General features: G+C 75.4%; 13 protein-coding genes. 6 read left to right on the top strand and 7 right to left on the bottom strand.

Translation table 11 applies throughout. The features are described from left to right. Nucleotides 1-52: 52 nt before the first annotated feature. A complete protein-coding gene (locus ACH4PU_RS13220; RefSeq protein WP_398270534.1) occupies nt 53-310 on the top strand; it encodes a lasso peptide biosynthesis PqqD family chaperone in 258 nt (85 codons plus the stop codon). After that, the gene (locus ACH4PU_RS13225) at nt 307-747 is read left to right on the top strand and encodes a lasso peptide biosynthesis B2 protein (RefSeq protein WP_398270537.1); all 441 of its coding nucleotides are present in this window, start codon (nt 307-309) and stop codon (nt 745-747) included. Before ACH4PU_RS13220 ends, ACH4PU_RS13225 begins: the two co-directional genes overlap by 4 nt. Here ACH4PU_RS13225 and ACH4PU_RS13230 read toward each other — a convergent pair. Further along, nucleotides 707-1762 carry a LysR family transcriptional regulator gene (locus ACH4PU_RS13230; RefSeq protein WP_398270540.1) on the bottom strand — a complete coding sequence of 352 codons (1056 nt, stop codon included), beginning with the start codon at nt 1760-1762 and terminating at the stop codon, nt 707-709. The genes ACH4PU_RS13225 and ACH4PU_RS13230 overlap by 41 nt on opposite strands. A 58-nt stretch (nt 1763-1820) precedes the next feature. Between ACH4PU_RS13230 and lpdA the strand changes: the two genes are divergently transcribed. Further along, nucleotides 1821-3233, top strand: a complete 1413-nt coding sequence (lpdA, locus tag ACH4PU_RS13235; RefSeq protein WP_398270543.1) for a dihydrolipoyl dehydrogenase — start codon at nt 1821-1823, stop codon at nt 3231-3233. A 179-nt stretch (nt 3234-3412) separates the two neighbouring features. Beyond that, nucleotides 3413-5146: a malto-oligosyltrehalose trehalohydrolase gene (treZ, locus tag ACH4PU_RS13240; RefSeq protein WP_398270546.1), complete on the top strand. Its 1734-nt coding sequence runs from the start codon at nt 3413-3415 to the stop codon at nt 5144-5146. A 266-nt stretch (nt 5147-5412) separates the two neighbouring features. On the opposite strand, the gene msrB is transcribed toward treZ, so the two are convergent. The 4 genes from msrB to ACH4PU_RS13260 form a co-directional block, all read right to left on the bottom strand. After that, nucleotides 5413-5820, bottom strand: a complete 408-nt coding sequence (msrB, locus tag ACH4PU_RS13245; protein WP_398270549.1) for a peptide-methionine (R)-S-oxide reductase MsrB — start codon at nt 5818-5820, stop codon at nt 5413-5415. 31 nt (nt 5821-5851) lie between these two features. Then, a complete protein-coding gene (murC, locus tag ACH4PU_RS13250) occupies nt 5852-7249 on the bottom strand; it encodes a UDP-N-acetylmuramate--L-alanine ligase (RefSeq protein WP_398270552.1) in 1398 nt (465 codons plus the stop codon). A gap of 256 nt (nt 7250-7505) precedes the next feature. Next, nucleotides 7506-8009, bottom strand: coding sequence for an indole-3-glycerol phosphate synthase (locus ACH4PU_RS13255; protein WP_398270555.1), 504 nt, complete (start codon nt 8007-8009; stop codon nt 7506-7508). A 158-nt stretch (nt 8010-8167) separates the two neighbouring features. Beyond that, nucleotides 8168-8977, bottom strand: coding sequence for a pyrimidine reductase family protein (locus ACH4PU_RS13260; protein ID WP_398270558.1), 810 nt, complete (start codon nt 8975-8977; stop codon nt 8168-8170). A 95-nt stretch (nt 8978-9072) separates the two neighbouring features. Here ACH4PU_RS13260 and zapE point away from each other — a divergent pair, with 95 nt between their 5' ends. Together zapE and ACH4PU_RS13270 are read left to right on the top strand one after the other, a co-directional pair. Then, nucleotides 9073-10164 carry a cell division protein ZapE gene (gene zapE / locus ACH4PU_RS13265; protein ID WP_398270561.1) on the top strand — a complete coding sequence of 364 codons (1092 nt, stop codon included), beginning with the start codon at nt 9073-9075 and terminating at the stop codon, nt 10162-10164. Between the two features lie 228 nt (nt 10165-10392). Beyond that, nucleotides 10393-11247 (top strand): polysaccharide deacetylase family protein, encoded by an 855-nt coding sequence (locus tag ACH4PU_RS13270; protein WP_398270564.1) that lies wholly within the window; start codon nt 10393-10395, stop codon nt 11245-11247. A gap of 13 nt (nt 11248-11260) precedes the next feature. Here ACH4PU_RS13270 and ACH4PU_RS13275 read toward each other — a convergent pair whose 3' ends face one another. Together ACH4PU_RS13275 and ACH4PU_RS13280 are read right to left on the bottom strand one after the other, a co-directional pair. Beyond that, the gene (locus ACH4PU_RS13275) at nt 11261-11926 is read right to left on the bottom strand and encodes an ABC transporter (RefSeq protein ID WP_398270567.1); all 666 of its coding nucleotides are present in this window, start codon (nt 11924-11926) and stop codon (nt 11261-11263) included. Then, nucleotides 11923-12762: an ATP-binding cassette domain-containing protein gene (locus ACH4PU_RS13280; protein WP_398270570.1), complete on the bottom strand. Its 840-nt coding sequence runs from the start codon at nt 12760-12762 to the stop codon at nt 11923-11925. The genes ACH4PU_RS13275 and ACH4PU_RS13280 overlap by 4 nt, the downstream gene beginning before the upstream one ends. Nucleotides 12763-12782 lie beyond the last annotated feature (20 nt).

A 12782-nucleotide genomic window follows, 5' to 3' on the forward strand; every position in this document is an offset into this window, starting at 1 on the left:
CGCTCCGTCCGCGCGCCCGAACATCTCACGATCTCACGGAGAGAAACGAACGATGGCCCTGCACCTGCGTCCCGACGTCTCGACCACCGACACCGAATACGGCACGGTGCTGCTCGACGGAGCCACCGGACGCTACTGGCAGCTCAACGCCACCGCGTCGCTGGCCCTCCGCACCCTCCTGGCCGGCGGAACGGTCGACCAGGCGGCAAACGCCCTGACCGAGGGCTACGACGTCGACGGGGAGCGGGCCCGTGCCGACGTGGAACGGCTGCTGAACGGCATGCGTGCCGCCAAGGTGGTGCGCGGATGAGCGCGGTCGTCCCCCGGCGCGCCCCGGTCCGGCTCTCCCCCGGCCAGCGGCTGCTCACCCTGGCCGCCGTCGCGCTCGCCGGCCGCCTGGCGCGCCGGCCACCGGCCCGCATCCGGGCCGTCCTCACCCGCCTAGCCCGCGGCGCCCGCCCGGCCACCTACGCCGAGGCCCGCGCCGCGCGGGCGGCCGTGGAGGCGGTCAGCCTGCGCTGCGCCTCGGACGAGGGCTGTCTCCCGCGCTCCCTGGCGACCGTGCTGCTGTGCCGGGCGCGGGGCCGCTGGCCCGCCTGGGCGGTGGGCGTCCGGGCCCGTCCGCCGTTCGGCGCGCACGCCTGGGTGGAGGCGGAGGGCCGGATGGTCGAGGAGCGGGTCGACGCGTCGTACTTCCGCGTCCTGTTCACCGTTCCGGCGCCGGAAGGGCGAGGGCGGCTCGGCTGACGTCCGGCGCGAACGCTTCCGGTGCGGGGACGTCCGACGCGGGCGCGTCCGGCATGAGCGCTTCCGGACCGAGCACGTCCGCCCTCCGCCCGTCCGTCCCCCGCGCGTCCTCCCCGCCCCCGAACCCCACCTCCCGGCACACCCCGACGAAGCGCCGCACCGCCCACGTCAGCTCCACGCGGGAGAATGCCGTCAACTCCCGCCGCCACGCCGGGTTCACGGGAACGGTGACCGCTCCCGCCGTCGTCCGGGCCACGTCGACCGAGGCGGCGACGATGCCGACGCCCGCCGCCGCCAGCCGTACGGCGGTGGAGGCGTGCTGCGTCTCCACCGCCGTGAGCGGCTTGAAGCCGTGCTGTTCGCAGACCCAGTCCAGCCACCGCCGGCCGTCGATCACCGGCTCCAGCACGCACCGCACCCAGGCGCGGTGCCTGAGGTCCGCCAGGCGGACGGCGGTGGCGCGGGCCAGCGGGTCGTCGCGGGAGACGACGAGCCTGATCTCCTCCTCCCCCAGCGGCACCACCGGCCCCTGCCACCCCTCGGGCCGGGGGCCCACCGCGAGGTCGGCCACCCCGCGGTCCATGTGATCGCGCAGCTCTTCCGTGGTCAGGTACTCGTGGAGGTGGAGCCGGACGCCGGGGAACTCCCGCCGCCAGGTGGCGAGGACGGCCGGCAGCGCGCCGACCGCCAGCGCGTGCAGGGTGGCGATGTGCAGTTCACCGCCCTCGGCGCCGGCGGCCGCCCGGGCCGCCCGGCGGGCCATCCCCGCGCTGCGGACGGCGAGTTCGGCGTGCGGCAGGAAGGCCCGCCCCATGGGCGTCAGCCCGACCCCGCGCGGCAGCCGCTCCAGCAGGTCGCCGCCCACCTCCCGTTCGAGCGCCTTGATCTGGTGGGACAGGGCGGACTGAGTGACGTTGAGCGTCTCGGCGGCCCGGGTGAAGGACCGCTCCTCCACCACCGCCACCAGATACTCCATCTGCCGCAGACTCACGACTCCCCCATGAACATCGCTCATCGCTCCGATCGAAACCTTGCGTTGGACTCATATTCGCTGCTGGGCGGAGGGTTGTCCCATGCATGAGACAGACGTCATCGTCATCGGCGGCGGCACCGGCGGCTACAGCACCGCACTGCGCGCGGCGCACCTCGGCCTGGACGTGGTGCTCGCCGAGCGCGACCTCGTGGGCGGCACCTGCCTGCACCGGGGCTGCATACCGAGCAAGGCGATGCTGCACGCGGCGGAACTGGTGGACGGCATCGCGGAGGCGCGCGAACGCTGGGGCGTGCGGGCGACGCTGGAGTCCGTCGACTGGGCCGCGCTGACCGCCACCCGGGACGACATCGTCGGCCGCAACCACAAGGGCGTCGAGAGCCACCTGGCCCAGGCGGGCGTCCGCGTCGTGCGCGGCTCCGCCTCCCTCACGTCCGCCCGCACGGTCCGGGTGGACTCGGGCGCCGAGGCGGGTACGGAGTGGCGCGCCCGGCGCGGCGTCGTCCTGGCCACGGGGTCCCGCCCGCGCACCCTGCCCGGCCTGGAGCCGGACGGCCGGCACGTGGTGACCAGCGACGACGCGCTGTTCGCACCGGGGCTCCCGGCGTCCGTCCTGGTGCTGGGCGGCGGCGCGATCGGCGTCGAGTACGCCTCACTGCACCGGTCGATGGGCGCCCGCGTGACGCTGGTGGAGGCGGCGGACCGGCTGCTTCCGCTGGAGGACGCGGACGTGAGCCGGCACCTCACCCGAGGCCTGAAGAAGCGCGGCATCGACGTCCAGACGGGCGCGCGCCTCGAAGAGGCGCACCCCTTCGAGGGCGGCGTACGGGCGACGGTCCGCACCGCCCGCGGCGAGGTCCGCGAACTGACCGTGCACCGCCTGCTGGTGGCCGTCGGCCGGGTGCCGGTGACGGACGGCCTGGGCCTGGCGGCGGCCGGACTGTCCACCGACGCCCGCGGCTTCCTCGCCCCGGCCGACTGGTCGCGCCTGGAGACGGCGGTGCCCGGCGTCCACGTCGTGGGCGACCTGCTGCCGCCGCCCTCCCTCGGCCTGGCCCACGCCTCGTTCGCCGAGGGCCTGCTCGTCGCCGAGACCCTGGCCGGCCACGCCTCCCGCCCGGTCGACTACGCGGCCGTGCCCCGCGTCACCTACTCCAGCCCGCAGACCGCGTCCGTCGGCCTCTCCGAGGAACAGGCCGTCGCCGCCGGCCACGACGTCACCGTCAACTCCATGCCCCTGACCGGCACCGCCAAGGGCATGGTCCACGGCCAGGGCGGCATGGTGAAGGCGGTGGCGGACAAGAGCGGCCGCATCCTCGGCGTCCACCTCGTCGGCCCCCACGTCTCCGAAATGATCGCCGAGGGTCAGCTGACGGTCGGCTGGGACGCGGAGGCGTCCGATGTGGCGCAGCACATCCATCCGCATCCGACACTGTCGGAGGCGGTGGGCGAGGTGATGCTGTCGCTCGCGGGGCGGGGGCTGCACCAGGTCTGAGCGGGGGGCGCCTGCGGCGGGCTGTGCCCCGGTCCCGCCCCTTCGCCGATTCCTGGGGGCTTCGCCCCCAGCCCCCCCTTGTCGCGGCTCCGCGCTTCGGGGGTGCGGGGGCTTGCCCCCGCAAGAAACGGGAAGGGGCGGGGCAGGGGCAACCCCCACTCCGACCCGAGGAGCCGCCGGTGCTGTACGAGGTATGGGCCCCGCACGCGACACGCGTAACGCTGCACACGGACGCCGGCACCCACCCCATGCAACCCACCCCCACCCGCCCCGGCTGGTGGCACCGCGAAGCGCCCGGCGCCCGCTACTCCTTCGCCCTCGACGACGCCCCACCCCTCCCCGACCCCCGGGCCCGCCGCCTCCCGGACGGCCCCGACGGCCCGGCGGCCGTCATCGACCCGGCGCGCTGGGAATGGCGGCACCCATGGCCGGGCCGCGACCTCCCCGGCGCGGTCCTCTACGAGCTCCACACCGGCACGTTCACCCGGGAAGGCACCTTCGACGCGGCGACCCGCCACCTCCCCCACCTCGCCGCCCTCGGCGTCACTCACATCGAGCTGATGCCCGTCTGCCCGTTCCCCGGCCGGCACGGCTGGGGGTACGACGGGGTCGCGCCCTGGGCCGTGCACGAGCCGTACGGCGGCCCGGACGGGCTGCGCCGCCTCGTCGACGCGGCGCACGGGCACGGCCTGGGCGTCGTCCTGGACGTGGTGCACAACCACCTGGGCCCGTCCGGCAACCATCTCCCGGCCTTCGGCCCGTACTTCACCGACCGCCACCAGACCCCGTGGGGCGCGGCGGTGAACCTCGACGGCCCGGGATCGGCCGACGTCCGGGCGTACCTCATCGGCAGCGCCCTGGCCTGGCTGACGGACTACCGCCTCGACGGCCTGCGGCTGGACGCCGTCCACGCGCTCGTGGACACCAGCCCGCGCCATTTCCTGGCCGACCTGTCCGAGGCCGTGGACGGCCTCGCCGAACGCCTCGGCCGCCCCCTCTTCCTCATCGCCGAGTCCGACCGCAACGACCCCGCCACCATCACGCCGCGCGCGTCCGGCGGCCTCGGCCTGCACGCGCAGTGGAACGACGACTTCCACCACGCCCTGCACACCGCGCTGACGGGCGAGTCGCAGGGCTACTACGCCGACTTCGCGGCGGACCCGGCGTTCGCCCTCACCAAGACGCTGCGCGGCGGCTTCTTCCACGACGGCACCCACTCGTCGTTCCGCGGCCGCCCGCACGGCCGCCCCCTGGACCCGGCCGGCACCCCGGCCCACCGCCTGCTCGGCTACGCCCAGACGCACGACCAGATCGGCAACCGGGCGCTCGGCGACCGCCTCGCCGCCCGCCTCTCCCCCGGCCTCCTCGCCTGCGCCGCCGCGCTGGTGCTGTGCGCGCCGTTCACGCCGATGCTGTTCATGGGCGAGGAGTGGGGGGCCCGGACGCCGTGGCAGTACTTCACCGACCACACCGACCCGGAACTGGCCGAGGCCGTACGCCGCGGCAGGCGCCGCGAGTTCGCCGCCCACGGCTGGCCCGCGGAGGAGATCCCCGACCCCCAGGACCCGGCCACCCGGCTGCGCTCCTGTCTCGACTGGGACGAGCCGGCCCGCACCCCGCACGCCGAACTCCTGTCCTGGTACCGCCGGTTGATCACGCTCCGCCACGCGGAACCGTCCCTGACCGCCCCCGACTGGACCGACACGGACCCGGCGGCCGCCCCGGACCGCTGCGTCACCTTCCGCCGCGGCCCCCTCCTCGTGGCCGCCAACCTCGGCCGCGCCCCGGCCGAACTCCCCGTCCCCCCGGCCACCAGCGTCCTCGCCGCCTGGCGCCCCCTTCCGCACCCGGACGAGCACGGCCTGCTCCACCTGCCCCCGGAATCGGCGGCGGTCCTGAGGATGAGCGCGTAGCGGACCGGGGCCGAACGGTCCCGAACCGGCCCGTTCGGCCCCCGTGCGACGGCACCCGGTCAGGGCAAGGTGGTGGGTGACCGACCGGAGGACGCCGTCCCCGGTCGTGGTCGGGGGCCGGCCGGCCATCCCTCACCCGCCCGGCCGGCCGGTCCCGGCCGCGGCCCCTCCGTTCGCTCACCGGCCGGAGCCGGCCGTCAGCGCCCCCCGTCGCCGACGGCCGGCTCCGGCCGGCCCACTCGCCGTACCGGCCGCCCCGGCCGGGCTCAGTCCTCCGCCGGCTCCAGGCGCAGCGCGATGCTGTTGATGCAGTAGCGCTGGTCCGTCGGGGTCGGGTAGCCCTCGCCCTCGAAGACGTGCCCGAGGTGGGAGCCGCAGCGGGCGCAGCGGACCTCCACGCGGACCATGCCGTGCGAGCGGTCCTCCAGGAGCTCGACGGCGTCGGAGTCCTTGGGGTCGTAGAAGCTCGGCCAGCCGCAGTGGCTCGCGAACTTCTCGGTGGAGCGGAAGAGTTCGGCTCCGCAGGCGCGGCAGGAGTAGACGCCGGACGTCGTCGTGTCCGTGTACTCGCCGCGGAACGCCGGTTCCGTGCCGGCGCGGCGGAGCACCTGGTACTCCGCCGGCGACAGTTCCGCGCGCCACTGCTCGTCCGTCTTCTCGACCTCGTAGGGCATGGGCCGTACGTCCTCTCGGGGCTCTCGGGGGTCAGCTCTCCAGGCGGGCCAGGATCCGCGGACCGAGGTCCGTGACGTCCCCCGCGCCCATGGTGAGAACGAGATCGCCGGGGCGGACCATTCCCGCGAGGACGTCGGGGACGGCGGCCATGTCGTGCTCGGCGCGCACGTCGGCGCCGGCCTCGCGGGCCGCGTCGATGATCATGGCGCTGGTGACGCCGGGGATCGGGTCCTCGCGGGCGGGGTAGATGTCGAGGACGACGGAGGCGTCGGCCAGGGCGAGCGCCCGGCCCATCTCCGTGCCGAGCTCCTGCGTGCGGCTGAACAGGTGGGGCTGGAAGACCACCAGGACGCGGGAGCCGGCCGCTGCGCCGCGCATGGCCTCCAGGTCGGCGGTCATCTCGGTGGGGTGGTGCGCGTACGAGTCGATGACCTGCGCGCCGGCGGCCTCGCCCTTGAGCTGGAGGCGGCGGCCCACGCCGGTGTACTTGCCGAGGGCGGCGGCCAGGTCGCCGGCCGGGATGCCGAGGGCGACGCCGGCGGCCAGGGCGGCGACCGCGTTGTGCGCGTAGTGCCGGCCGGGGACGGAGACGCCGAAGGTCAGCTCGCGGCCGTCGAGGAGCACGGTGACCTCACTGGTCAGGCCGCGCGGGGTGACGTCGAGGATGCGGACGTCGGCGCCCTCCGACTCGCCGTAGGTGACGACCCGGATGCCGTCCGTGCGACCCGCGAGGCGGCGGGTCAGCTCGCGGGCGCCCTCCTGGTCGGCCGCGACGACGAGCGTGCCACCCGGGCGGATCCGGCCCACGAAGATCTCGAACGACTCGTGGATCTCCTCCATCGAGGCGTAGTTCGCGTGGTGGTCCAGCTCCGCGTTGAGGATGATCGCGACCTCGGGCGCGTACTTGTGGAAGCTGCGGTCGCTCTCGTCCGCCTCCGCCACGAAGATCTCGCCCGCGCCGTGCCGGGCGTTGGTCCCGGGCCCGTGCAGGTCGCCGCCGATCGCGTACGACGGGTCGAGCGCGAGCGCGTCCAGCGCCACCGCCAGCATCGACGTGGTGGTCGTCTTGCCGTGCGTGCCCGCGACGGCGATCGGGCGCAGCCCGTCCATCAGCCGCGCCAGCGCGTCCGAGCGGTGCACCACCGGGATGCCGCGCCCGGCGGCGGCGGCCAGCTCGGGGTTGTCCTGCCGGATGGCGCTGGAGACGACCACGCAGGTGGCGTCCTCGGCGAGGTGCCCGGCGGCGTGGCCGATGTGGACCGTGACGCCGAGGGCGCGCAGCGCGGCCGCGGTCGCGGACTCCTTCGCGTCGCTGCCCGCCACCTGGGCGCCGCGCTGGGCGAGGATCTTCGCGATGCCCGACATGCCGGCGCCGCCGATGCCGATGAAGTGGGGGCGGTCCATCGTCGGGGGGACGGCCGGTGCCATGTGCGGTGCTCCCTGGATTGATCTCGGCTGCTGTCGTCCCCGGGGGTCCGGGGACGGTGACTGCGCCGATTCTCGCACCCGGTGCGGGCGGGGCGGCCTCCGGCCGGGGGTGCCCCGGTCCAGCCCTTTCACCGTTTCCGGGGGGGCTGCGCCCCCGCACCCCCGCGACTCAAGCGCCGGACGGGCTGATCGGTCAGCCCGTCCGGCGGAAACTCACCTGTCCGGATGGCGGCGGGCGGACGGTCCCGTTTGACGCCTACTCCGCGCCGGCCGCGGGCCGCTCCTCGTTCTCGTCGGCGTCCGCGTGCGCATACAGCTTGAGGACCGGCACGCCGACCTTGTGGCGGGCGCGCGAGGCCCAGTCGCGGTGGAAGAACTCCTCGACGAGGTGGGGCGCGGTCAGCACGATCACCTCGTCCGCGTGGGTCTGCTCGACGACGGAACGGAGCAGGTCCAGCGGGTGGTCGTCGATGATCTGGCCGACGGCCTCGCTGCCGGCCCCGCGCAGGAGGCGCAGGGAGTGCTCCAGGGCGAGGGCGGCGGGCCGCAGCGCGGCCTCGCCCTCGGGCTCGTCCGCCTCGTGGACGGCCTGTTCCAGCTCGCCCAGGGCTACGTCGTCGATGGCGCGCAGCAGCCGGTCCTCGGCGCCTCTGGGCTGCATCAGGACCACGAAGGACATCTCGTCGTCGTGCAGGCCGGTGACGAAGTCGACGTCCGTCGCGGACAGCGGTTGCTCGATCATCAATACGCTCGTGAACACGGTCGGCGCCCTTCTCCTCCGTGGGCCCCGGGCCCACACAGAAACCATCCTGCGCGTGCTCCCTCGGAGCTCGCTGTTTCGAACCCGTGCCCCCGGGGGAGCGTCCGACACAATTCTGCCCGTCGGACGATAAGCGGAACAGGGGATTCCGCCGATTGTCAGATGCCGGTTTCCCGTGTCCGGGCCGCGCCGCCCGTCCCCGTCCGGTACCGGGTGAACAGGAACCCGTCCTGCTCCAGCACCGACGCCAGCGCGAACCGCCGCGGCACCTCCAGCGGGGGGCCGCCGGCGATCCGGGGCGCGACCCCGGCGGCGACCACCGGGGCGAGCGAAAGGCACAGCTCGTCCAGCACCCCGGCGGCCGTGAACTGCCCGAGCAGCCGCGGCCCGCCCTCCGTCAGCAGCCGCGTCATCCCGCGGGCGGCCAGCAGCTCCGGTATCCGCGCCACGTCCACCGTCCTTCCCTCGCCGGCCACGACGACCTCCACCCCCGCCGCGGCGGCCGCGTCCCGCCGCTCCGCGGGGGCCGCCTCGCCGGTCAGCACCAGGGTCGGCACCAGCGGCTCGGCGAACAGCGGCAGGGAGAAGTCCAGGTCGAGCCCGGCGCTCACCACCGCGATCACCGGCGCCGGCGACTGCCCGAGCCCGGTGCGCCGGGCGGCGAACGCCTCGCGGGCGCGCGCCGGGCGGTAGCCCTCCTGCCGTACGGTCTCGGCGCCGACCACGACGGCGTCGGCGAGCGCGCGCAGCGTACCGAAGATCCGCATGTCCGCGGCGGAGGACAGCGGCTGCGAGCGGCCCTCGTGGTGGGCGGCGCCGTCGAGCGACGAGACCATGTTGGCGCGCAGCCACGGGCGCCCCTCCGCGGCGGCCTCGGGGTAGGCGTAGAGGTCGGCCAGCTCGTCGAGCCCCCATTCGCGGTCTTCGAGGTCGGCGGGGGCGGTGGGCGAGGGGAACAGGCGTCGCATGGGCGCAGTGTGACACGCCTCGCCGCCCCGAGTGTGACGTGCCTCGCTCCGCTCCCGGCCGTCCCGCGCCCCTCGGCGAACTACCCTGGAGAGTTGTGTCGTCCTCCACCGCAGCATCCCCGGAAGCCCGCCCGACGAGCGGGCAGCCCGTCGCGCTCACCTCGCGCACCCCGCACGTCCCGGCCGAGCGCCTGGTCGCCGAGATGGTGCCGCCGCCGCGCTTCGACGCGGTGCGGTTCGACACCTACATACCGGACCCGAACCAGCCCAGCCAGACCGAGGCCGTCCGGGTGCTGTCCGGCTTCGCGGCCGGGCTCGGCTCCCCGGCCGCAGGCAGCGGCCGGAAGCGCTGGTTCCGGCGGGAGGCCAAGCCCACGCCGGCCGGCCCGCGCGGCGTCTACCTCGACGGCGGCTACGGCGTCGGCAAGACGCACCTGCTGGCCTCCCTCTGGCACGCGGCGCCGGCCGCCCCGGAGCGGAAGGCGTTCGGCACCTTCGTCGAGCTGACGAACCTGGTGGGCGCCCTCGGCTTCCAGCAGACCGTCCGCACGCTCGGCGGGCACGAGCTGCTCTGCATCGACGAGTTCGAGCTGGACGACCCGGGCGACACCGTCCTCGTCTCCACCCTGCTCGGCAAGCTCGTCGAACAGGGCGTCGCGCTCGCCGCGACCTCCAACACGCTGCCCGGCAAGCTCGGCGAGGGCCGGTTCGCCGCCGCCGACTTCCTCCGCGAGATCCAGGGCCTCTCGGCCCACTTCCGCGCCCTGCGCATCGACGGCGAGGACTACCGCCACCGGGGCCTGCCGGAGGCGCCGGCGCCGTACGACGACGAGACCGTCAAGCGGGTGGCCCACTCGGTGGAGGGCGCCTCGCTGGACGACTTCCCCGCCCTGCTCGGGCACCTGTCCCGGGTGCACCCGAGCCGCTACGGCGCCCTCTGCGACGGTGTCCGCGCGGTCTGCCTCACCGGCGTCGAGCCGGTGCCGGACCAGTCGACGGCCCTGCGGCTCGTCGTCCTCGCGGACCGGCTGTACGACCGGGAGGTGCCGGTGCTGGCGTCCGGGCGGCCGTTCGACCGGCTGTTCAGCGAGGAGATGCTCGCGGGCGGTTACCGAAAGAAGTACTTCCGGGCGATTTCGCGGCTCACGGCGCTGGCGCGCGACGCGAAGTCCTTGGCGGACGGCTGAGGGGTGGGGGCGCCCCGGTCCCGCCCTCTCACCGTTCCTTGCGGGGCGAGCCCCCGCGCCCCCGCAGCGCCCTGCGGGCGCTGTCCTCAAACGCCGGACGGGCTATCCAGCCCGTCCGGCGTTTGAGGACGAGCGGCGAAGCCGCGAAAAGCCGGGTCTGGGGCGGCAGCCCCAGGAAACGGCGAAAGGGCGGGACCGGGGCACACCCCACCGGGGTAACGTCCCACCGTGCCCCGCGTATCCCGCCCCCTCCTCGCCCTCACCCTCCTCTGCTGCATAACCGCCTGCGGCGGTGCCGGCAGCGCACAGAAGGAGACCGCGGCCCCCAGCGACAAGCCGACACCCGTCGCACCCGCCACGACGAAACCGTCACCCACAGCCGCCGCCCCGACACTCCCCCCGGGCAAAGACGGCGAAACCCCGATTTTCTCGCACGGCCGCCGCGACCACGGAAAGCGCATAGCCCTCACCTTCGACGCCGACATGACGTCCGACCAGGGCCCCCGCGCCGCCCGCGGCGAGCACTTCGACAACCCCGCCCTCATCGCCACCCTCCGCCGCCTCAAAGTGCCCGCCACCCTCTTCATGACCGGCAAATGGGCCGAGCAATACCCGGACCAGGCCCGGTCGATCGGCGCGGACCCGCTCTTCGAGGTCGCCAACCACTCGTACAGCCACCACGCGTTCGCCTCGCCCTGCTACGGCCTCCCGCCGGTGAAGGGCGGGGCACGGGCGGACCTGGAGAAGGCGTTCGCCGCGTTCCGGCGCGCGGGGGTCGAGCGGACGGTGCCGTACTTCCGCTTCCCGGGCGGGTGTCACAACCCGTCCGTGCTCAAGGAGTTGGGCCCCGCGAAGGTGACGGCCGTGCAGTGGGACGTGATAAGCGGCGACGCGTTCGCCAAGCGGCCCGGGCCGGTGGCGGACGAGGTGCTGGCGAAGGCGCGTCCCGGCTCGGTCGTGGTGATGCACTGCACCCGCAGCGCGGCCCCGGCCACGGAGGCGGCCGTCCGGACGATCGTCCCCCGGCTCCGGGAGCGCGGCTACGAGCTCGTCCGCGTCTCCGACCTGATCGCCGGCGGCTGACCGCCGGGGACGCTCACCGCCGCGAACTCAGCGCGCACGCCACCGCCGCCGCCCCGGCCGCGAACACCGCCGCGACGGCCAGCGGCAGCAGCGGCCAGCTCACCGCGCCGCTGCGGGAGGCGCTGACCAGCTCCGTGACGGCGGCGTTGGCGGGCGAGCCGCCGGGCAGCAGCACCAGGAACACGGCGAGCACGGTGGCCGGTACGGACCGGGCCGCGCTGCGCAGCAGCGGCCGGTTGCAGAGGGCGCCGACGGCCGTGCCGAGCAGGGCGCAGCTCACGGCGGCCGTGAGCCCCGCGCCGACGGCCGGTGCCAGGGGGACGGCCACCCGCCCGCTGGAGCTGTGCGGATCGGATATCAGCGCGACGACCGCGGTCCCGGCCCCCGCCAGGACGAGCGAGGCCCCCAGGCCGGTCAGCACCCCGGCCAGGTGGACGCGCCACGGCCGGGCCGCCGCGGCGGCGCAGTCCCGGGCGGCGTCCGGCTCGTTGGTGACGCAGACGCGCACCAGCCAGGCGGCCACCGGCAGCAGGAGGCCGGCGGCGAGGCCGAGGGAGTCGAGGAGGGGCTCCCCGGCCCGTACCCCGATCGTCAGGAGGACGGCGTACAGCATCAGCGGCGGGAGCCAGCGGTGGGAGCGGAGGAGCAGCGCGGCCTGGTAGCGCAGCAGGGCGGTCATCGGTGCGGTTCCTCCGGGGCGGGCGCGGCGGTCACCGAGCGGATGTGCCAGGGCGGTGCGGTGGTGAGCAGGGCGTGGAGCAGCGCGTCGGAGTCGGCGGCGGCGACGGTGAGCCGGACGGCGCCGGAGAGCCGTTCGCGGACCGGGTCGCCGGGCAGCCCGTCCGGCAGCGGACCGGCGCCCTCCGCCTCGACCCGGACCCGTCGGACCCGGGCCCGGGGGCCCGCGGACACGTCCACGAGCCGTCCGCCCTCCACCCGGTGGACCGCGCCGCACTCCCCCGCCAGCCGGCGCGGATCGTGGTCGACGAACACGACGGCGCCTCCGTCGGCGACGCGGTCGAGCACGGCCCGGTCGAGGACGCGGCGGGACTCGCCGTCCAAGCCGGTCCACGCCTCGTCGAGGACGAGCAGCCCGGGCGCACCGACGAGACCTTGCGCGACGGCGACCTTCTGGGCCGTCCCCTTGGACAGCTCCCGCAGCGGTGTACGGGCGTACCGGCCGGCGTCGAAGCGTTCGAGCCAGTCGCGGGCGGCGCGGTCGGCCGCGCGCCGGCCGAGACCGTGGACGCGGCCGAGTCGGGTGAGGTAGCCGAGGGCGGTGAGCGGCAGGGCGGCGGGGAAGCGCTCGGGGACGTACGCGGTGCGGGGCCGGCCGGTGATCCGTCCGGCGCTGGGGGCGTCGACGCCGGCCAGCAGCCGCAGCAGCGTCGACTTGCCGCTGCCGTTGCCGCCCTCGACCCTCAGCAGCGTGCCGCCCGGCACCCGCAGTCCGACACCCCTGAGCACCCACCGGCCGCGCACGCCGTACCGGCGGCCGACGTCACGGAGTTCCACAGGATCCCCACCCCTCCCCG

The sequence above is a fragment of the Streptomyces sp. NPDC021100 genome (assembly GCF_044333095.1).
Taxonomy (GTDB): domain Bacteria; phylum Actinomycetota; class Actinomycetes; order Streptomycetales; family Streptomycetaceae; genus Streptomyces.

Bases quoted from the DNA above. Each gene is read 5' to 3' on its own strand.
- ACH4PU_RS13220 (WP_398270534.1), top strand. From the start codon at position 53: ATGGCCCTGCACCTGCGTCCCGACGTCTCGACCACCGACACCGAATAC.
- ACH4PU_RS13225 (WP_398270537.1), top strand. From the start codon at position 307: ATGAGCGCGGTCGTCCCCCGGCGCGCCCCGGTCCGGCTCTCCCCCGGC.
- ACH4PU_RS13230 (WP_398270540.1), bottom strand. From the start codon at position 1,762: ATGAGCGATGTTCATGGGGGAGTCGTGAGTCTGCGGCAGATGGAGTAT.
- lpdA (WP_398270543.1), top strand. From the start codon at position 1,821: ATGCATGAGACAGACGTCATCGTCATCGGCGGCGGCACCGGCGGCTAC.
- msrB (WP_398270549.1), bottom strand. From the start codon at position 5,820: ATGCCCTACGAGGTCGAGAAGACGGACGAGCAGTGGCGCGCGGAACTG.
- murC (WP_398270552.1), bottom strand. From the start codon at position 7,249: ATGGCACCGGCCGTCCCCCCGACGATGGACCGCCCCCACTTCATCGGC.
- ACH4PU_RS13260 (WP_398270558.1), bottom strand. From the start codon at position 8,977: ATGCGACGCCTGTTCCCCTCGCCCACCGCCCCCGCCGACCTCGAAGAC.
- ACH4PU_RS13275 (WP_398270567.1), bottom strand. From the start codon at position 11,926: ATGACCGCCCTGCTGCGCTACCAGGCCGCGCTGCTCCTCCGCTCCCAC.